Source organism: Photobacterium proteolyticum, from assembly GCF_001939735.1.
GTDB classification, from domain to species: Bacteria; Pseudomonadota; Gammaproteobacteria; order Enterobacterales; family Vibrionaceae; genus Photobacterium; species Photobacterium proteolyticum.
Window position 1 is genome coordinate 165229 of record NZ_MJIL01000099.1, and the last position, 21692, is coordinate 186920.

Sequence of the window (21692 nt, forward strand, 5' to 3'; positions counted from 1 at the left end):
TCCTAATAATGCTATTTAAGATTTTTTCTAAAAGCATTAACACAATTTATGTTCATTCGCATTTCTGATTCTGATTTCAATCCTATAAAGTATTGGATTAATCGCTCTCTCTGATGAGCTTTATCAACCTCATCACTGTCAACATAACAAGCTGTTAGGATGTAGCTAACCATGAAGTCATTATCTAGGATATTTAAATAATGGAGCAAAGCTTCACTAGCCTTTCTCTCTCTCACCGATTCAAACCAACACGCAGCAATGTTACCTTGCAGGAATTGATGCACATCTTCATTTGATGGCTTTTGATTAAAAAACTCTAAGCCCTGAATCAGACCTCGCTTGTAGTTTTCTCCGTAGTAACTTAGTGCAATATTTCTGATTTCAGAGGGGGCGACATCTTTCTCATTGGTGGTACTGATCAACTCTTTTATCTGCACTTGTAGCGGCTTATTGATACCTGTACTCGACAAGATTACCCGTCCAGGCTCAAGGTTAGATAAGAAATCCTTTTGCTCATCCGACAATGCCATCGTGTTCCCGACAGCCTCTTTATCGTCTTTAGCAAAGAGTTTATGAATGATTTTTGTATTGGTATTTTTGAGCACCTCTGGTGTCAACTTATTCGGGATCTGATCGACGATGATTAACGCTTCACCATACTTACGCACCTCTGCCAGCATATCTGCAAAGACTTCTACCCCTTGCTTCTTATTTTGACTGTCTCCTGGCTCAAATTTTGAAAGTAAGCGGTGTGCCTCTTCAATCAGAGTGATATGCCTAAAACGTTCACCACGAGTTCGGAATGCTTCATAATTCGCTCGAATCGCTTCGTTTAGGTTCGCTAGGATAAAGCCCATTACCAGTGATTTTTCACTTGGATTACGGATCTCTTCTAACTCTAGAATCACATTCTTTGTAGCAAGGTCTTTAAAATCAATCGAGCGAGCTGTGTCGAGCATTTGTCCTTTTGAACCAATGAGTAAACCTTGCAAGCGAGCTTTGATTGAACCGATATAATCTTGCTTTAATCGCTCATCAAATCCCTGCTCAGAAACAACCTTTTCAGTCATTTTGACGAGGTCACTTAAGGTAGGGAAAGCATAGATACCATCAGCAAAAGGATTCTCATATCTGCTGTTCTTCGATGTTGCAATATTCCAGCCTTTATCCTCGTAACACTTATAAATAGCAGCTTCAATTAACTGTGGTATCGCAGCTTCCATATCAAAGGCTGACTCGATACTCGCTTTAATCATATCTACACGAGAGGTGATATTTTCGTGCGGGAAAAACTCAAATGGGTTTAGCCTGAATGGAGCAACATTGTCATTACCCAAAGTAAAGATGAGGATGTTTTTGTTCTTCTTGGTCAGAACCCGGTACTCAGTCTTTGCTGGCTCAATGACCAAAAATGGCATCTGGGCTGATTCTAAAAGACGATGACACGTTGTCGTCTTACCGCTACCTGTTACCCCTGCAATAAAGGTATGCTTATCAAGATCACGCTTATCGATATGAATATCGATCTCTTGCGGTAAACCACTTTTAACTAAACTGCCTAAGAAGAGTTTATTTGACTCTTCCGTCTTCTGAGTAATATTTAGCCCAAATTCCACTTCTTCTTTTAACGTTAAACCAACCACTTCTTTCTGTGGCAAGCCAGCCACGACACTTAATTCATTGGTAGAAAGCCAGTTGCCTAAGAAGTTATCAAAGGGACTTTTAGAAAGCAGTAAATCTAACTGCTTCTGACTATCCTTAGTCGATTCAATCTGCTTATTTCCATCACTTTTCAACATGGGAAATTGAAAGCTTTGAATGGTTTGGATCTCTTGTAAATCAGTCACCTTTTTAAAACTCAGTGGTGATTTATTCGTATCACCGCCAGCAAATAATGATCGAGCAGTGTTGCCAAGTTTTAAAACTGTGCCAGTCGCGTTAGAGAATAAATATATGTTCGTTAAGTACAACCCTTTGTTTTTCCCATATTGCACTCTTTTTAGCAGAACATCATCAATATAAGTCAGCCACTCCTGAACGGTTTTGTCGGAAAACTCTCTCGTGCTGCTATTTGAACTGCTCGTCTGTTCTGATGTGCTAGAACTTAAGGTATCGCCTGTTGTATTGGTGATAGAGGTTCCTTTTGTTTTTCCTTCTGAACGCCCTTCTGTTGTTCCCTCCGCTCGACTTTTGCTGGTAGACTTTCCTGAGCCCTCACTGGTTCCCTTAGTTGTCGTATCACTTGTACCTTCGTTGGTAGTGATATTCAAACTATCATTGGTTCCTGTTGCTTTAGAGGTACTACTTCCTTCAGTTCTACCTTTTGTCTTTGAGGTATTCTCCCCCGTTTGGATGCTTTGTTTCGAGATAGGAAGTAACTTGTCATAGATAGAATGTAAGTGATTTTCAATCGCTGTTATTTCAAGCAGAGATAGAGGGTCAGCCATAATAGCCAGACAAAAATCATCCCCACTCATTATGTCTACTAAGCGATCAACACCTTGGAACTCTTCATTCTCTTCATTAACACTTGGTACACCTTCAAGCTTTGCAACATTTTGGAAGTTGGTCAGCGTATCTTTCACTGCCCTACGTTGCTTTTTACCAAGCTTTTCAACCACACTCCCTCTGAAGTTACCTTCAATAGCAGGTTTTAGAATCGTGTCACCGATATCATCAACTTCAAGTATTAGAGACTTTTTGTACTGCTTATCTTTCGCTATACCAAAGTAAAAAGAAACACCATTCTTATCCCCAACCAATAGATAGGTAAAAATAATACCTTCAAGGCTCAAGGAATTTAATACGTTTTCAAAAGCCTCTTTGCGGGGAGAATCCTCATCAAAAGTGACTTCTTTAATATGGTAAAGTGAAAATTCATAATCAGACAAGAAACCAGGCTTCTCAATAGATGATGGCACAACCGATTGAGAATCAATGTTTTTCAGCAGGTCAATGAGTGGCTTTTTCATATGCATCTCTTTACAACCGTTATACGTTAACTTTCGGGAGCTCTAAGCCCATTACAATATCTTCGACTTGTTCAGTGGTCATTGTTGGGTTTGCTTTTTGGTATACCTCAACTAATACTTCACTATGCTCATCTAATTGCTCGATACTCAACGTTTTACCTAGATATTTTCCGTAATCATCCATGTTCAGACCTTTAGTTGAATACGCCTTAATCATTTCCAGAATCACACTCGCATCCAAGCTCAAATCACTTACTGTCTTAAGAAACGGAAAAGTAAGCTCAGCATCTAACTTTTCACTTACTCCTTTTACCATTAACGATACGCCTATCGCATGGCGAGCCATAACATCAACCGTATCATCGCTGAGTTCATCTTTTCCGACTTTTACTTCCTCACGGAGGTAATCGATATACGCATTAATCTCATCAAAATCTTCTGGCTTCTTATCTGCCTTCATGGCTTTAGCACCAAGCTCTTCAGCCGTTTCGTTTGGGCTGATAATATTAGCCACAGCACTCACTGTTTCGATCGTTTTGACGATCTGAGGCAACGACTTACTTGCAACTTCTAGCAACAAGGAAGCATTCTTTACTAGCATAGGTCCAATAGTGGTTGCCACTTTCGTGACAGCCGCAATAAGAGAAGTAATCTGGGGTATTGCAATAAAAGGTAACATAACGATCTCTTTTTATGATAAATCAATAGACTGGATATTGTTTAGGTATACTTCGTTGCTTATTGCATCTTCATGAGCAACAACATATTCGATTTGTGTAGGTGATACGACTCGTAAATAAACCATTGCTTCATCATTAGTAAAATCAAGCTTAACGACCCGTTTCTTTATACTGCTATCTGAAATCGGCACTTTGCCAGTACTTGAATATGGTTGCTCAGTATAGAAAATCTCGAACTTTTGATAGCCAGCATCAATAAATTCTACCCATTGGCTAAAAGCGACTTCTCTATCAATCAACGGCTTAAAGCAGTTCTTACGGCTCTCACCCAAGTAATACTTAAAGCGAATATCATCAGCTTCGACATTATGATCGACAACCATAATGCTACCTCCCTCACGAGATTCGATTAAGCCAAACGCAACCCCTGTTTTTCCCGTCGGTTTTTCAACATCGTTCTTATCTGCACCCAATGGAGAGAACAACTCAAAACGGCTCTCTTGATCAGACGTTAGCCCCATCGCTTCATGCTGTAGTGCTATTTGCTGTTCAAAGATCTCTTTCACAAAATGCGATTGACTGGAGTTACCCGCCAAGAAAATTTTGATGCTATCAATATCATGCAGCGACTGCTGAGTGTTACTAAAGGCAAGGCGTAACGCATTAAAGAAGTTAATAACCCCACGTTCAATTCGATCGTGTAGAAGTTTATTTAATTCATCTTCGTTTACATCAAGCTCAAAAGCGGTATGCACAGTGCCATTCACATCCGTTAGGTTAATCGCAATAGAACCTTGCGAAAGGTCTAGTGATGACTCTTCATGTCCCTCCCAGAAAGGACGCAGCATTTCACACAATGTTTTTGTGTTAATTTTCGCTTCTTGCGAATTGTTTAATAGCTGTTCACTGCCTGCAAACGCATCTTTCTCAGGATGTTTTTCAAATTGGATACCTTTTGCTAGCAATGCTGTTTTATTTTTCTTAAACACCTCAAATGCAAGCAGTTCTAACAAGTTTTCACCTCCTAAGAACTTGTCACCTCCTGCCCCGAAATGCTCGATAACATAATCAAAACGGCGCTCTTTTCTACCAGTGGCTTCTCTGAAAATACCAAAGTCAAAGTCTGTAGTACCACCTCCAAAGTCAAACACACTATAGAAGACACGATCATCATTACATGGATTAAAATCATAGGCTTGTAATGCAACCAAAGCATAAGCTGCTGGCTCACTTGCCCCTTTGGTGACTGTTAATTGTGATATCGTTTCTTCACCAAGTTCTGCTGGTAGCGATTTTTTAAGCCCTTTCTCAAAGCTTTCGATGATCTTGTCACGGATTGGCATTTCATAGGTAACAGGAAAAGACAAAATATAGTCAAGGTAAATACCATTATTTTGGTTATTGATATATAAACCAAGGTAATATGCGTAGATCTCAATAGGGTTAAAGACAGTATCGCTAAGCTCAAGAAATGGCGGCAAGTCAATCACTTTACCTTGTTTACCAACGATCTTAAGCTTTCTGTTTTTATCACCCGCCCACTGTTTTATGTCATCCAGGAATGTATTGAATTGGCTAGATTCACTGCCAAGCATGGAGTTTTGAGCGGTATGTGAAATAGTTAAGTCTTGCCAACGAGTAAAAGGCTTATTCGCTTTCGCTTGATAGCCACTAATGAACTGCTCTAAATCATTAAACTCCATGATCGTTGGGTTTTCATAGTGGAAGGCAGCAACCTCTTTACTTAGATCCCCTGTACCAATACGCATTGGGTGAATATTGACATTATCTTTTTGATACACCACTACCGTGCTTTTTGTACCAAAATCAATGCCCACTACACCATCATTGATACTGGATTTTGGATCACGAGCGACTAATTTATTTGAGAATGAAATAGTTTCTTGCTTTTCATTACTCAGTTCATCTTGCCATAAAGACCAGTGGCCCAGCTGAGTATCTTCAAGCTTTTTTTTATGGTATGGAGCAATATCTGCCCGTACCTTATCTTCGTTTAACAAGGCCTTAATCACTAACTCATCACGTATCAGTCCATATTGATGTTGCAACAGAGCCTCTGAAGCAACTCGTTGTTCTTCAAATATACCATGACGCTCACGATGGAAGATCGAAAGTAATAATTTGTATGCTTCACTATTCTTTAAGGAAATAGGAGTTAATCCTTTTATCAATAGTTCAACAAATAAAGAACGACCAGAAAGAGTGTTGTTAGATAGTTTCAAAAATGGGAAGCTAACGCCATTAGTACTCACATCCTGCAACACATCATTATCACAATCATACGATTGAACCTTATTGCCTTTAATATACAAAGAATAACGACTTAATGAAATCCTTCCATAACTCAAACTAAATTTGTTAAAAGGAACAGTTTTTCCCAAGTTGGTCATACATATTAATTGTTTGTATGTTGGAAGATCCCATTGATTAATTTTGTCATTGATACTCTTGTTTATATGAGATCTTACATCTCTTACACTTTCACCTGAACTAAAGCTTCTATGTATCTTGCTGTTATTATTTGACTTTAACATCCAGCAACCTTTAGCTTTTTTATCAAGGTAGATCTCATTGGTTAATGTTAACCAACGCTGTGAGTCTAACTGATCACTTACCATTTGAAAGGTATTGTTAAGTAAATCTAAAAAAGGAAGTTTTCTACCGCTTGTACTTTTTCCTTCCAAAAATAAAATAACATTTTTTTCAATAAATTCATTACTGGCAGTTTCAAATGAAATGTTTATTCCATAATCTCTTGCTTGTTCTTCTGTTATTTTCCACTCAGAAACTAATTTGGTACTCATTAATTATCTCTTTTATTTTTTAATTACTTCATTTTTTACAGGCATTCTTAATATCTGCATATTCATTTCATACAAACAATGCATACCTAACGCAATATTAGAAATATCTAATCATCGACACTCTCTCACGCTATCTTTATACCCCAGACCTGTTCTTCAAAGCCTTTAAGCCAACGTTCTAGCAGCTTTGACTGTACGACAGTAGCCGTGATCAAAAAGTGGTCATCTCGCACTTCTACCTGTTGATCATGCGAAAGTGGTGTCTCTAAAAGATAAAACCCTGCAGCTTTCGTAATACTGAATTGCAACTGACACTTTTCACCTTCACCAAACCCAAAACGGCCATCTGCATCGTATTGACTGAGGTTAAAGTTCTCCGGCCTTTCAAAGCTAAACGTCGAAGCTGTTGCTTTACGTATCCGATGAATGGCTAAACTACGTTCGTTATCGTAGCCATCAAAACGACAAACAAGATATAAACGTGGTCCTTGCTGGGCGAGCCCGAGTGGCATCACCATCGCTGATTTTTTCTCTTGCTTGGCGTTACAATATTCGATGTTTAATAAGCGGTCATGGAACAGTGCTTCACTGACATTGTTAAACACTTCAAGATCTATTTGAGGCGGCAACAAGGGCTGTGTTTCACTCACTACCCTGACCTTTCTCAGCCAGTCACGTTCTTTTACGTGACTCTTGGAAGGATTGAGATTGTATCTTGCTTCTTTAAAGAACCCGTCCATCGAAGAGATGACATTCGACGGTAATAAATTAGATAAATAATCTTCAGCCAAGTTTAACAGCAGCGACTCTTGTGGTGATAACTGCGGCAAGGAAAAGCCATGACTGTTTTTCTTCCATGAGTAACCGTACGGCTTACTTCTGTCGTCTCTTACTATGTCAAAGTGCTCACTGAGCATCTCCAAATTTCGCTGAATACTCCGGATGTCTCTCTCTAAACCGGCACTAAACAGTTGCTGATGTAATTCACTTGCGGTGATTGGTCGTGATTTAGGTATTCGCTTTAACAATTCAAATGCCAAAGCCATTGATTCCCGAGTACTTGATCGTTTCGCCATTACTGCCTGACGTCTCCTATTATACAGCGTGCACAAGCCAAGATTGAACTTATACCTATTGCACATATACACCAACCACCCACGTTTATAAATTATTTTGATTCAAGAGTGACGGTCTAATCATGTTATGTATAGGTGCGACAAAATGTGACGGAAGAAAGTGCTGATTTTGTATACAGATAACCCCAACCAATTACAGCCGAAGTTATCTGCCCGTTAATCAGTTATTTGGTGCATTGGTATTCAGATAAGCTGTTCTCAGAATCACCACATTCAGACTTATATGTTCCATTGTGATAGGTCGTCTCTCTAGACCACTCCCCTTTACTATTGTGTGATGTCAAAATCTGAGTAGGCTCAGACAAATCATCACTAAACGTATTTTGCGTTCTTAACCAATAATCGGCTCCATGAGAGTCTTCACTGTAGAAATCGGTGTTTATTACGTTTCTTACCGCTGCCAAATCATCCGCTGTGACTGAATTCGCCATTCCGATGAGATGAGTAAAACCACTGTCATTTCCGTTGTTATAGGTATGCTCGGTATAGTTCACCAGATCTGTCCCCTGATAGTCCTTGGTTACTAATGCCTGCACAACATCACCGGTAATGGCTGAGGCTTTGCACGAATCCCAGTCACTTACCATGGAATAGATTGTGTTTCTTACCCCTGATGACTGCGACGATATGGTTTCGAGCCATTCACTGACCGAGCAGGTGAATTGCGTATCTGCTTTCTCTAAGGCGACTGTTTTTTCTATGTTGACCCCATTACTTTGTGTCGTAACCATGCTGTTTTTATCATGCAAGGTCAGTTTGGTTTGCAAGTCATCAGACATAACATGGGTCTCAGAGCTGAAATTCCCTGCGGAAGCCTGAACAAACTCATAACGATACCAATGGCTGTCATAGGCCTTGTTGTTACTATCCCATTGCCCCAGAAAATACTCGACCCATGCAAGCTCTGCATCGGGATATTGTTTAATCAGTGCTCGGGTTTCCTCATAAGACTTCTGCAACCCGGGAACAAAGTCCTGAGCGAGTTTATGTAACTCAGCATTATCGGCAGCTACATAATCACCGTAAAGTTCACCGACGGTAATATTGTATCGGTTAGCGACGCGCCACTCTTGTTCAACGAGTCGTTGCTTGATGTCATCCAGAAGAGCCTGTTCCTGAACCATAGACTCACAGGATAGAGAGTGCGCTTGATTCTCCCGTAACTCTTGCTCTACCTGTTTCCAGACGACGGAAGTCAACGGAGTCAGGTTTAACAAGTCTTGATCCGTACTTAGGGCAAATTGTGGCGGAAACACCATAGAGTATGCCTCTTCTATTGGTGTACCGGGAAAGTCGCTATCAACCGCTCCCACCGGGACATCAACAACCAAAGGCACGTACTTCACACACTTCTGGTAGCTTGCGGGAATACTCAGGCTAAAATCCCCTTCATCCGCAGTCACAACACTAGGCTCATTACTATCCGGATAGTTGTTAAAATTCAAATCTAGATACACCGTTGCCCCGGAAATATATCCATCAATAGCTTTTCCCTGTACGTTCACGGTCGATGGTGTAGTCTTGCTATTACTGTCATCACTACCGCCGCCACACCCATATAAAGAGGCTAAGATCGAGGCCAACAAAGATATTTTGATACTTGTTTTCATATAATTACCATTAGATATTGTTATTGCTTATTTAGATCGATGACTCGTTGATTTAGCATGTTCGGATCATAATCACAGAACTCCGTTCCTGGCTGATAAGGGCTGTGACTTTCCCCGCCGTGAAGAAACAGTAGTTTTTGCACCTGACTGTTCAAATGCGATCCGAACGTATATAGCAATGTAGCGTGCGTAAAATCCCTATGATTAGGATCTGCGCCATTTGACAGCAACATCGCAACCAAATCATGGCTAACCGTTTTTCTTCCAAGTGCCGCATAGAGCGGAGTAAAATTATTAGCATCTCTCTCATTTACTAATGCACCTTTAGCGAGAAGAGAGTTCACTGCCCAATACGCATTTTCTCGACCACATGCTTCGACCAACGGCAGCATTCCGTTTGATGCTCTTTGATTAACGTCGACATAAGAAGCTAAGCATTCATCAAACAACGCCTTATCTCCTGTTAATATTGCCAACACTAAGTAGTCGGCATCATAGCTAGCTACCCTGCAGGGAAAACTAGGGCGAAGTTGGTTAATATTATTAAGTTGTGGAAATACTTTCTCTTCCCACCAACCATACCCTTGCTTTAACCAGCATTTCACCCGAGGTGCATTGTTCGGAGTATGTGAATATGTCTTCAGGCCTTGAGCTAAACGTCGACTCAAACATAACCGCAAGAAATCTGGTTCGGCATAATTCAACATAAGGTCAAAGTTAGAATGTCCGGGGGGAACCATTTCGAAGAAATGAACATTGACCTGCGCGCCGGACTTAAACATCGCTTCTAAAGTTTGTTTGTCTGAGTATTTTAAAGCATACCGACCAACCAGAGCATTTTTGTGATAACCGCTCAACTTGGCAAATTTCTCGATAGAAAAATAACGGCTAAAACACTCAGAACCGGACTTTCTTAATGCCGAGCACATCAAGAGAAACCACAACTCCTCATTTAAGTTCGCAACATCATCTTTATTGAATACCGCTTCAAACAGTGCTTCAAACTTCTTTTTTTCCAATACCCGAAGCACCAGATGAAATGCACACTGAGATTGCTTGCTGGCCAGATACAACTTTTCAACCTTAGCAGCTTTGGCATAGTCTTGAATATCCAGATAACTGGCTGCTACTTTCATGCCTTTTTTCTGCTCAATCTTATTCATCGCCAACTACCCTTCACGCAAAGACACATAAGCAGTTATCTCTTCAACTTTTTGTTCAAGGCTTTTTTCTTCCCTTAATAGGTCATCATGTTTTCTCTGGTTTATGTACTCAATCTGTTCAAGTTCTTGCGAGCGCCTTACATAATTTTCTAGGCGTGACTCAGTAGTACAAAACCAAGATGCGGGGCCGTTAGCTGTATGCTCATGGACCAGGCGACAATGCGCTTTTATATCTTCCCACTGGCGATTACTTTGCTCTCTAACTGCTTGTAATTGAGCTAATACGCAAGCTAAATCCTGACTCGTATAATTAGGATAAGTAGCCTCAATCTCTTTCTTATCACAGCACTTTTGCGGATCTTGCCATACCAGCCAGTTATCAGCTGACAGCGACTCTTTGACCAGATCTTTTAACATCCATAAATATGAATAGGAATTATCGAAATCACCGATAATACAGGCAGCAGTAAACATATGGCAGTTATCAAAAAGTAAATGATAATCCTTGATGATGACGTCTTGCTCATATTGAATGGCCCGTTCAGCAATAAGTCCAGAACCTACTGGATACTTCCCTTGAGCACTTACGTAAATGTTAATTCCAGTGCCACCATTGATAAACTCTTGCGGAGTGACTACCTTGATGTGTCCTTTATTATCCAACTCTACGATTCTATTGTTACCTATATACACACCACTATGTTCCATAGTGTCAGCTAGCAGCCCTGTATATAAAATACTTCCGACCTTCGGCTCCTTAACCGTACTTCTGATTGTTTTATCCACGACATGATTAACGGCACTTTTCATTCCCAAAGCACCAATCAACTGAATACCTAGCATAAACCAGCCTCTTCATTGAACTGAGTGACCTGACGTTTTGTTTGATATAAGAATATTTCCGGATGCGTCATATTGTGTCGCAGGAAATTATCGTAAGCATTTTGACTAAAAGACAAAAACGAAGAGAGGTCACAAAATAGCGCTTTTATCTGCAATCATTAAAATCTACTAATATATATATTAGTTACATTTTTACTGACACCTCACCTACAAAAAGTGACGTAAAGATCTTTCTGTGCAACAAATTTGTTGTTAAATAACGGCACTAGTCCTAATTAGTGTGAGTTATTTCAAGTTTGCCATTTTCTCCTCCCTGCTCCTCATCCCCCCAGTCCCTGTTAGTACGGTGATTTCATTATCAACAGTTTACTTATCATCCTGATAACAACTGATTACTTCTAAACCCATCACATATTTATTAACGACTAGTGGACTAGGATTGTGACTATAACGACTAAGAAATTTAAATACTCAGCACTTGCGAAAATAATCATACCGCTATGCTCTGCCGCGCTTATTGTAGGCTGTAATGACGATGACTCTGCAACGGCTACTACTCCAAATACCTCTAATCCAGCACCTTCTACACAGGAGCCGTTGATCACTCTCCCGGCTGATGCACCTAAGCCATCAGCAGAACAAATTGCAATAAGCTACGTTGTCGATACGACGACAGAAGCCAGTGTCAAAAGTAATGTTTCCATCTACAGCAAATGGACACTTAAATGCGGCACTAAGGATCCAATCCCGGCAACAAGTTCAGATAAGTTTGGCCCAATGTGGCTGGTCAATAAAGACGTACTCGCTTCTTGTAATGAGCTTCTTGTACAGGATGAACATGAGACGGCTAAAGCCAGCGTTCCTGTTACCGAGGCCTCGCTAGGTAAAGAGTTTACTGTTGTGAACATAGGTATAGATACCGCAATTGTTGTTGAAGGCTCTCGCCAGGATGGCTTGCTGGCAGCGAAGGGGCTTCCTCAAGCGGGTACTGATGTTATATTGCCAATCGTGAGCAACCCAGGCGATTTGCCAACACCTCCTGCAGGTAAAATCGCACTCCAGCTGTACGATCCAATGGGTGATAACGCCCCATACGACACTATGAACCTGCACCTTTGGGGAACAGACGCCAATCCTGATGGCGGATGCTCGGGTCTTAGTGATTCAGAAAGAAATACCGACTGGGGAGACGTAAGTGTAACACCTGCCGACAGTGACAAATATGGGCCTATCTGGCACCTCTCGGTGCCTGACACCACGGCAGGATGCTTCAAAGTCATTTTCCGCAATGCAAATAAAGATAAGCTCATCAGCTCTGATATCAAAATTGACATCGCTCAAATGGGTGATAACCGTACGCTGACATTTGTTCCTGGTAGTGCAACTCCGTACGACTCTCGAGAAGACGCCTTTACAAAAGCCGGACCATCATCAAAAATCTCTGCCGATACACTGGGTGCAATCATGCTGGATGACAGTACGATGGTATGGAAAAGCGGCGGAAAAGCCGACATGGTTCAAATCATGTTCAGCCATGACGGTAAATTCAAGGTTGAAGAGAAAACCATTGATGGTGAAACAAGAAGTGTTGCAAGTGGTGCTTCTATTGTTATGAAGTCCACCTCGCTGACTGCAGAGCAAAAAGCCAAATACCCTCACCTTGCCGACTACCCTGCCTTTGCATTACCAACACTTCCGGAAGGTATTGAGCTGTCATCTCTGGTGAAAGGTAGCCTGATTGCTATCGGTTCAACAAATGATGGTGAGCTACGTGCATCCACTGGGGTGCAATATGCGGGTGCGTTAGATGCATTGTTTGCCCAGGAAGCCACCGAACTTCAGTATGGTCCGATCTATAATGATGGCCAAGTTACATTCCGCCTATGGGCACCCACTGCCACTGAAGTTAAGCTAGCTGTCTACAACAGCGACAAAGAACAAATTCAACGCGTTGCTATGGTTGAAGATAGAGAGTCAGGAAGCTGGAGTGTCACTCTTAATAGTGAAGTGGTTGATGGGAAGTTTTATCGCTATGCGATGAAAGTCTTCCAGCCTCGCGACCAGGAAAGCGTTGATTATGAAGTCACCGATCCGTATTCGGTCAGCCTTTCAACCAACTCAATTTATAGCCAGGCAATTGACCTGGACTCGGATGAACTCAAACCTAGCGGCTGGGATAGCCTGGAGGCACCGCACTCACAGAAAGACAGCGACCTTTCTGACATGGTGATCTATGAGTCACACGTCCGCGATTTCTCTGCCCGTGATGCCAGCACACAAAACAAAGGTAAATACCTGGCCTTTACCGAACAAGGCACAGTGCCAGTTGATCACCTCAAGCAACTGAGTGAAGCAGGTATGACTCACCTGCATTTGATGCCGGTATTCGATATTGCAACCATCAATGAAGATCCAAGTAAAGTTGCCGATATCGACGAGGACTTCAGCAAACTCTGTGAGGTAAACCCGGCAGTCAGAGACTCTGAATTCTCAAGCTATTGTACAGGTAGCGGCAGCATTGCAGACGCTTTTGCTGAGCTTGCCGCAGAAGACAGTAAGGATAATGCTAAGGTAGAAGCCCTCAATGAATTTGTACGCAGCGTCGATAGCTTCAACTGGGGCTATGACCCATTCCACTACACCGTTCCTGAAGGCTCTTACGCCAGCAATGCCGAAGGTACCGCCCGTATTCTAGAATTCCGTAAGATGGTTCAATCTGTCAAGCAAGACATCGGCATGAATGTGGTGGTGGATGTTGTCTATAACCACACCAATGCATCCGGACTGAACGATAAATCGGTACTCGATAAGGTAGTTCCTCTGTACTACCAACGTTTGGTACCAGATACAGGTAACGTTGAAAAGTCAACATGTTGTGATAACACGGCACCTGAGCATGCCATGTTTGCCAAGCTTATCGACGACTCGGTACAAACCTGGGTAAAAGCCTATAAGATCGATGCCTTCCGTTGGGATCTGATGGGTCATCACCCTCTTGCCCAAATGCAAGGAACACTTGAAGCTGCACGTAAGATCAACGACGAGGTGTACTTCTACGGTGAAGGCTGGAACTTTGGTGAAGTTGAAAATGACAAACGCTTCGTACAAGCAACCCAGAAACACTTAGGCGGTACAGGTATCGGCTCGTTTTCTGACCGGCTACGTGATGCTGTCCGCGGCGGAAGCCCATTCGATGGCGGCGAAGGAATTCGTAAAACCCCTGGCTTTGCGACGGGTGCTTATGTACAGCCTAATGAACTTGTCGATATCAAGGCAGACACAAATGAAGATGGTGTTTCTGATGAACTGGCACGTGCGCTTCATCAGACAGACCTGACCCGACTGGGCATGGCGGGTAACCTTAAAGATTTTGAATTCATTGACTATGAAGGCACTGCTCTGAAAGGGTCTACCCTGGACTACAATGGCCAGGCAGCAGGCTATGCCGAACAGCCATGGGAAGTTCAGAACTATGTTTCCAAGCATGATAACCAGACGCTTTGGGACATCAACATGTACAAGATCTCTCACGATACCTCGCTAGAAGATCGTGTTCGCATGCAGGCAATTGGCATGTCAACAGTACTGCTGGGTCAAGCTATGCCATTTAACCACATGGGCGGTGAGCTGCTACGTTCTAAATCCATGCAGCGAGACTCGTACGATTATGGTGACTGGTATAACCGTGTTGACTTTACCCTGAATGACAACAACTGGAACAAGGGCCTTCCTGCGAAAGATAAGGATGAGGCCAACTACACTGTTATCGAAAGTGTGCTGACAGCAGATGCACAACCATCAGCAACAAACCTTGAGCAGATGTTTGAGTTCTACAAAGAGCTACTGCGCCTGCGTAAAGCATCACCTTTGATGACGCTACCTGGCGCTGATGAGATCATGAAGCGCGTTGACTTCCGTAATACCGGCAAAGGTCAAACGCCAGGTATGATTGTGATGTCCATTGATAATGGTTCAACGCAAACCACAGATCTCGACAGCTCTCTTGATTCTATTGTTATCGTGATTAATGCAACACCAACTGAGCAAACAACAGGCAGCTTCCTTGATAACAATAACGAAGCCATCGCCCTTGCAGGTTTCGAGCTGAGTTCAACTCATAACCAAGCGAACTCTATTGCCGGCGATGCCAGCTTCGCCAATGGCAAGTTCACGGTTCCTGCATGGTCAAGTGCCGTCTTTGTTCAGCCTCGTGGTAACGAACGCAGTTTAGGTCTGCCAGTATCGCAAAAAGCAGACATTCCTCCATTTGAAGCGACTAAGAAAGTCTATATCGCAGGTAGTTTCAATGGCTGGAATAAAACGGGCACGGAAGCAGCTTATGCGGGCAAAGGGCTTTATAGCGCCACTGTCGGTTTGAGCACTACTGCAGAATACAAGATGACTACGGTTAAAGGTGATGATGTATCTTGGTATGGCTGTAACGGCGACGACAATTGCTCAGTTTCCACATTAGGCATGTACAAGCTATCTCTTGATGCAACCAACCCTGAACAACCTGTTGTTCTTGACGCTGAACTTCAAGACGACTACACAGGTGTTTCATGGTACATCCCTGGAGATATTGCAGGGGGCTGGGATCATAAAGACGGCCGTAAGATGACGTCAGTTGACGCTGAAAAATTCAGTTTCACAACACCAGAGTTGGAAGCCGGCAAGATGCAAGGCTTCAAGTTTACCGGTGGAGACTGGGGCAAATTTGAACATGCAGCCAATGATGTCATAGCAGCAGAAGGAAGCCTTGCATTCTCTGGCTCAAACAATATCGAGTTTACTCCAGCTGAAGCTGGTATCTACCTGGTAAGCTTTAATATTCTGACCAAAGAAGTTGATATCCAAAAACAATAATCGTTGATTTGTAAATCACTGCCTAAAGCGCCAGTTAATTTTAACTGGCGCTTTTTTTTGCTAATCACTTGATGTTGCTTGGGTTTAGAACTCAAACTAAATTAATTTCCAGCACAGAATTCACCGATACTCCATTCCACTTATAGGTGTAGTGTTTAGTCTGGCAGACTTTAGTGACTAAGCTCGGTTTAAAGAGCGCATAGCAATCATACCCCTGATGGCGAACTGACTGATAAACGATCCCGTCGCCTTTCAGCGCCTTGATTTCAGTAGCCAGCATTTGCGAGTGGGAATAGTTTGTCGGATGGTAAATGTTTTGGTCGAGGTATTGCTGCTCTGTAAGATCAACCAATGCTGCATTAAACCTGGCATCGATACAACGCATCTGAATATCCTGTGCAGGTTCCTGAGTGTACCCCATCACCCGCTCCATATGATGAACAGTTTCTTTTATGGCGGTATTCACATCCGGTGCTGCATAGTAAGCCCCGTAGTCGGCGGTGTTAAATCGCGCTCCATCCGGGCTGACATGAGTAAAAGCAGCCATCACATAACTGCAATGCGGGATCCCCACTAAGCGTTCTTCAAGTGGGATTTGTGAAAAATTACCGACCTCTTCCGAAAGGCGAGGATTAGTTATGGCCTCGACAGCAAATATCGCCTCAAGCTGTTCAGGCTCAGCCACATCTTCATACAAATTAATGGGCGGATATTTCGATGGGATCAGACGATAACAATGCTGATCACTGAAGGATTTCACTGGATGGCTCATCTACGACTTTCCACCTCGCCAGGCATTCAGACGAGATGCTACCTGATATAAGTCAACCACTTTGCCCTGAACCATGATATCCATTGCCGAGCGACCAGCAAAAAACGGATGAGAGTTGGGCTTCTGAACCCATTGGTACACACTCTCTTCAGCGGTAAACATGATCCGAAGACATTTGTGAATATTGAGTATATAACTCATCCGCTCCAGCAGATCCTTCGACACCTTAGCTGACTCTGGATGACTACGATACTTGTTCAACGTAGAGCGACTCGCCAGGCCAAGAATGGCCATCTGCTGTGCCTGGGTACAAGCCCACTTATCAAGAATATTAAAAATAACCGGTAGCACCATGTTACCCGCCTCTGGCATTGACTGCCCTTGTACCGCATGGGATGCGTTCATAAGCACCTCTCACTAAAGTCGTTTGTTTATTTATATACAATTATAGATGAAATGTACATAAATGGAGGAAGCCGCACTTGTTTTAAATGCAACTAGCCCGATGCTCTTAAGCGGCCGTTAGTTATAAAGATGTGATCATTTCCACAATAGAGTAATTACTCATGTCGAATAGCTCTCCTTGGTTTACCCTTAATTATGAATATGACGCTATTGCGCAGTTTTTTAGGAAGTAACTCTTACAGCAATTTGGAGAGCTACAATGAAAATGCTAGATCTACCCAAAAACTTCTTTATAAAAAAGCAAACAACGAAACACCGTTCATCGACTAACACACAGAGCGTGTTACTCAACCCAAAAACTGAAAATTACGAATACCTCGATGAATACTCACAAACACTGTTAAAGAAAACCATCGAATTTTTTGAACAACGAGGAAAAGCAAAACTAAAAGAAGATGATCATGAACGTCTTTGGTACGCAGATTTTCTAGCGTTTGTGAAAAAAGAACAGCTATTTGCAACTCTCCTTACTCCCAGTTCCTTTGGCGATGAAAATACCCGGTGGGATACATTTCGCAACTGCGCACTCAATGAAGTACTAGGCTTTTATGGGTTGGCGCACTGGTATACCTGGCAAGTCAGTATCCTGGGCCTGGGGCCAATCTGGATCAGTGATAACGAGCACGTAAAAAAGAAAGCAGTTCAACTGTTACAGGATGGTGGCATATTTGCTTTTGGATTATCGGAAAAGGAACATGGTGCCGATATCTACGCCAGTGATATGGTTTTAACACCGCAAGAAGATGGTAGCTACCGAGCAAACGGCGGCAAATACTACATTGGTAACGGTAATAAGGCAGCACTGGTCTCTACCTTCGGCAAACTCGCTGATACCGACGAGTACGTCTTTTTCGTCGTGGACTCGCAACACGATAATTACCAGCTAGTTCAAAATGTTGTTAACTCACAAAACTATGTCGCCGAATACCACCTAAATGATTACCCCATCCGGGAAGAAGACATACTGGCCAAAGGTCGTGATGCCTGGGATATGGCTTTAAATACAGTCAACATCGGCAAATTCAACCTTGGCTGGGCATCAATCGGCATCTGCACCCACTCCTTCTATGAAGCTATTAACCATGCCTCGCACCGACGTCTTTTTGATCACTATGTCACTGATTTTGTCCATATCAAACTGCTGTTCACCGAAGCCTATGCCCGCCTTACGGCGATGAAAATGTTTGCCCAGCGCGCAATTGATTATATGCGAATTGCTGGCCCTGATGATCGTCGCTACCTCCTGTTTACGCCAATGGTAAAAATGAAAGTCACCACCCAGGGTGAGGAAGTGATGAACTTGCTGTGGGATGTTATTGCCGCAAAAGGCTTTGAAAAGAACATGTACTTCGAGATGGCGGTAAGGGATATTCGCGCTCTACCGAAGCTTGAAGGTACCGTGCATGTCAATATGGCCTTAATATTGAAGTTTATGGGTAATTATTTCTTTAAACCCGGAAAGTTCTCAGACGCGCCTAAGATGAAGCTGGCAACCAATGATGACTTTCTGTTTAATCAGGGTGCCACCAAGGGGCTTGGCAAAACACGTTTTCATGATTATCGAGAAGTGTATGGTGAATTTGACTCCCCCAATGTGAAGATATTCAAAAAGCAAATTCGCCTGTTGAAGATCCTGCTGCTGCTGGGTAAGCCGAATAAAGAGCAGACAAAAGATTTCGACTTCCTGTTAAATCTCGGCGAATTATTTACATTGGTGGTCTATGGACAACTCATCCTGGAAGAAGCCAAACTAACCAACCTTGATGATGACATTATCGAGCAAATCTTTGATGTCATGATCCGGGATTTTTCCAAATTTGCTCTACAGTTGAGTGCCAAGTCGAGTGCAACTCTGATCCAACAAAAGATTTGTGAGCGAATGATAAAACGTCCACATGTGGACAATGTCCGTTACCAACGAATGTGGGACAACTACGTGAATGTCACTAAAGATCAATACGAGATGAACCCATAACACAGGATTAAAGAAGTGCGGAAACGCTGACAAAAAAGAGCCTGCCGATATATGGCAGGCTCTCGTCAGTTACCCTACTCGCCTAGTCTGAGCTAGTGCAAGTTATTGATAGCGAGCTGCAGTCTTTTCAGCCACTTTAACAATCACTTTTACTGCCTGTTCCATACCTTCAACAGTAATAAACTCGTGAATGCCGTGGAAGTTATAACCGCCAGTAAAGATATTTGGACATGGCAGATCCATGAATGACAAACGTGCACCGTCTGTACCGCCACGGATTGGCTTGATCAATGGCTGTACATCACACTCGATCATCGCATCTTTGGCAAGCTCGATAACGTGCGGATGAGGCTCAACCATTTCACGCATGTTGCGGTAGCTGTCAGTGATCTTCAGCTCAACACGACCTTTCTTCAGCTTGCTATTCAGCTCGTCGACTTTCTCCTGCATGAAAACCTTACGGCGCTCAAGACCTTCACCATCAAAATCACGAAGAATGTAGTTCAACTCTGTTTTAGCTACACCACCTTCCATAGCAACCAAATGATAGAAGCCCTCGTAGCCTTCAGTGCACTCAGGCGTTTCTTCGGTAGGCATCATAAGCTGGAACTGAGCAGCGATGTTCATGGCATTGATCATCTTATCTTTCGCTGTGCCTGGGTGTACGTTGACCCCATGGCAAATAACATCAGCGGATGATGCATTGAAGTTCTCAAACTCAAGCTCGCCAACCGGGCCACCATCAATGGTGTACGCCCATTTAGCACCAAACTTCTCTACATTGAACAGGTTGGCGCCACGACCAATCTCTTCATCAGGTGTGAACCCAATACAGATTTCACCGTGTTTGATTTCTGGATGTGCTTTAAGGTAGGCAACGGCGGTAATGATTTCAGCGATACCGGCCTTGTTATCAGCACCCAATAACGTTGTACCGTCAGTGGTAATAATATTGTGACCGTGTAACTTGTTCAGATCCGGATACTGAATTGGTGAGAGCACCTCATCGCCAATACCCAAGGCAATATCACCGCCCTGATAGTTTTCAACGATCTGAGGTTTTACATCTTTACCGGATGCATCCGGCGCGGTGTCCATGTGTGCAATAAAGCCAATAGCCGGCACGTCATGTTCAACGTTTGCTGGCAAACGAGCTGTCAGGTAACCATTTTCGTCCAACTCAACGTCGGACAGCTCGAGTTCAATAAGTTCTTTTTTAATCTGTTCTGCTAGCACTCGCTGCCCTTCAGTACTCGGGCAGTGGTCGACTGATGAGTTAGATTGAGTCTCAAAGCTCACGTAACGCAGAAATCTCTCAATTAATTTATCCATGTCTCACTCATTCGTATTGGTAAGTTAGAAGTGCTGATCCTTAATAAGGCGCTATTCATATACTGCTTGCCTCAAAAAGTACCGGGCAAGTATCAGGGAGCCGGCAGCAAAATGAATTGCGATGAATCAGTTTTTCAGTGAAATGTATAAATTTGTTCCAATATTTGAGACTTAAACTACTTTATAGCTATTGAAATCGTGTCTATATCAATATGACTATAGGTTAATATCACTACCGCAAATGAGTTTCATAGACTTTATTCACTTAGAGACAGTTAATTGGCATGCACAGGAAACAGCATAAAAAAAATCAGGCTAATTTCATTAGCCTGATTTTTTATGTGTTTGCTATAAGGAAGAGCTACCTTGCGGGCCTAATTTTCTTACGAATTAGCTTCCTTGCGGGATCCAGGGCGTTACCTTCACGGCGCGCTGAGGAAACTTAACTTCCTCACCTTCGGTAAGCTCAGCCAGCTTAATAACCGCCTTGTTATCCTTCACCGAAATTGTCTTACCGCCAGAAAGGCGAATAGGCTCACTGACATCATTCGCGAAATGAACCACCACGCCGCCCACTTCCGGCATAAACCAGCTTGAGAACATCCCGCCTAGGTCAGATAACAGTTTATCCATCTGCGGAGCAAGGGTAGCAATTTCTGCCTGGTTAATACTTTGCCCATAGTCTTTGTTTGCAATAACCTGCATAGAAAGGTCGCAAGTGATGCCATCATCAATCACAAACGTCACATCCGGGTTAGCCTGACGCAGGTTAGAGTCGATGGGAACAACCAGTTCATTGTTCTCGGGGATCACCAACTCCTCGTAGTGTTTTTCTTTGCGCATCGAGCCCTTATGAACAGTACAAACATTACCGTCTTCCTGATTTAACAAGAAAAAGGCAATACGCACATCCTCATGGCCTTCTTTGACATTCTGTTTCAGCTTGCCGTAGAGCGAGCTATAACGCATTTCTATATTTTGGGCAGAAGCGTCCTGAGCATAGACAGACGCTGTGGCAAACATGCCAGCTAAAAGCCAATGGGTTAACTTCAT

The 21692-nt window shown here is 42.8% G+C and carries 13 protein-coding genes; 2 read left to right on the forward strand and 11 right to left on the reverse strand.

Annotated features, from left to right (window positions below):
• Positions 1–11: 11 nt before the first annotated feature.
• The 7 genes from BIT28_RS26970 to BIT28_RS27000 all read right to left on the reverse strand — a co-directional run bounded on the left by BIT28_RS26970 (position 12) and on the right by BIT28_RS27000 (position 11229).
• Entirely contained in the window at positions 12–2972 is a 2961-nt protein-coding gene (locus BIT28_RS26970; RefSeq protein ID WP_075768047.1) for an ATP-binding protein, read from the reverse strand.
• A gap of 19 nt (positions 2973–2991) precedes the next feature.
• On the reverse strand, positions 2992–3651 hold the full coding sequence (locus tag BIT28_RS29085) for a hypothetical protein (protein ID WP_245823917.1): 660 nt from the start codon (positions 3649–3651) through the stop codon (positions 2992–2994).
• Positions 3652–3663: 12 nt separating this feature from the next.
• Positions 3664–6477 (reverse strand): acetate and sugar kinases/Hsc70/actin family protein, encoded by a 2814-nt coding sequence (locus BIT28_RS26980; protein WP_075768048.1) that lies wholly within the window; start codon positions 6475–6477, stop codon positions 3664–3666.
• Between the two features lie 125 nt (positions 6478–6602).
• The gene (locus BIT28_RS26985; RefSeq protein ID WP_075768049.1) at positions 6603–7553 is read right to left on the reverse strand and encodes a helix-turn-helix transcriptional regulator; all 951 of its coding nucleotides are present in this window, start codon (positions 7551–7553) and stop codon (positions 6603–6605) included.
• 224 nt (positions 7554–7777) lie between these two features.
• Positions 7778–9223, reverse strand: a complete 1446-nt coding sequence (locus BIT28_RS26990; RefSeq protein ID WP_075768050.1) for a hypothetical protein — start codon at positions 9221–9223, stop codon at positions 7778–7780.
• A gap of 20 nt (positions 9224–9243) precedes the next feature.
• The gene (locus BIT28_RS26995) at positions 9244–10386 is read right to left on the reverse strand and encodes an ankyrin repeat domain-containing protein (protein ID WP_075768051.1); all 1143 of its coding nucleotides are present in this window, start codon (positions 10384–10386) and stop codon (positions 9244–9246) included.
• Between the two features lie 6 nt (positions 10387–10392).
• Positions 10393–11229 carry a C40 family peptidase gene (locus BIT28_RS27000; RefSeq protein ID WP_075768052.1) on the reverse strand — a complete coding sequence of 279 codons (837 nt, stop codon included), beginning with the start codon at positions 11227–11229 and terminating at the stop codon, positions 10393–10395.
• A 441-nt stretch (positions 11230–11670) separates the two neighbouring features.
• Between BIT28_RS27000 and pulA the strand changes: the two genes are divergently transcribed.
• Positions 11671–16095: a pullulanase-type alpha-1,6-glucosidase gene (gene pulA, locus BIT28_RS27005; protein WP_245823919.1), complete on the forward strand. Its 4425-nt coding sequence runs from the start codon at positions 11671–11673 to the stop codon at positions 16093–16095.
• Positions 16096–16186: 91 nt separating this feature from the next.
• Here the strand turns inward: pulA and BIT28_RS27010 are convergent, their stop codons facing one another.
• Together BIT28_RS27010 and BIT28_RS27015 are read right to left on the reverse strand one after the other, a co-directional pair.
• The gene (locus BIT28_RS27010; RefSeq protein WP_075768053.1) at positions 16187–16867 is read right to left on the reverse strand and encodes an RES family NAD+ phosphorylase; all 681 of its coding nucleotides are present in this window, start codon (positions 16865–16867) and stop codon (positions 16187–16189) included.
• Complete coding sequence (locus tag BIT28_RS27015; RefSeq protein WP_075768054.1) at positions 16868–17272, reverse strand: MbcA/ParS/Xre antitoxin family protein; 405 nt, start codon at positions 17270–17272, stop codon at positions 16868–16870.
• Positions 17273–17531: 259 nt separating this feature from the next.
• Between BIT28_RS27015 and BIT28_RS27020 the strand changes: the two genes are divergently transcribed.
• Positions 17532–19307 (forward strand): acyl-CoA dehydrogenase family protein, encoded by a 1776-nt coding sequence (locus BIT28_RS27020; protein WP_217696669.1) that lies wholly within the window; start codon positions 17532–17534, stop codon positions 19305–19307.
• 102 nt (positions 19308–19409) lie between these two features.
• On the opposite strand, the gene pepT is transcribed toward BIT28_RS27020, so the two are convergent.
• Both pepT and BIT28_RS27030 read right to left on the reverse strand, forming a co-directional pair.
• A complete protein-coding gene (gene pepT / locus BIT28_RS27025; RefSeq protein ID WP_075768055.1) occupies positions 19410–20639 on the reverse strand; it encodes a peptidase T in 1230 nt (409 codons plus the stop codon).
• Positions 20640–21029: 390 nt separating this feature from the next.
• Positions 21030–21692 (reverse strand): DUF2987 domain-containing protein, encoded by a 663-nt coding sequence (locus BIT28_RS27030; protein ID WP_075768056.1) that lies wholly within the window; start codon positions 21690–21692, stop codon positions 21030–21032.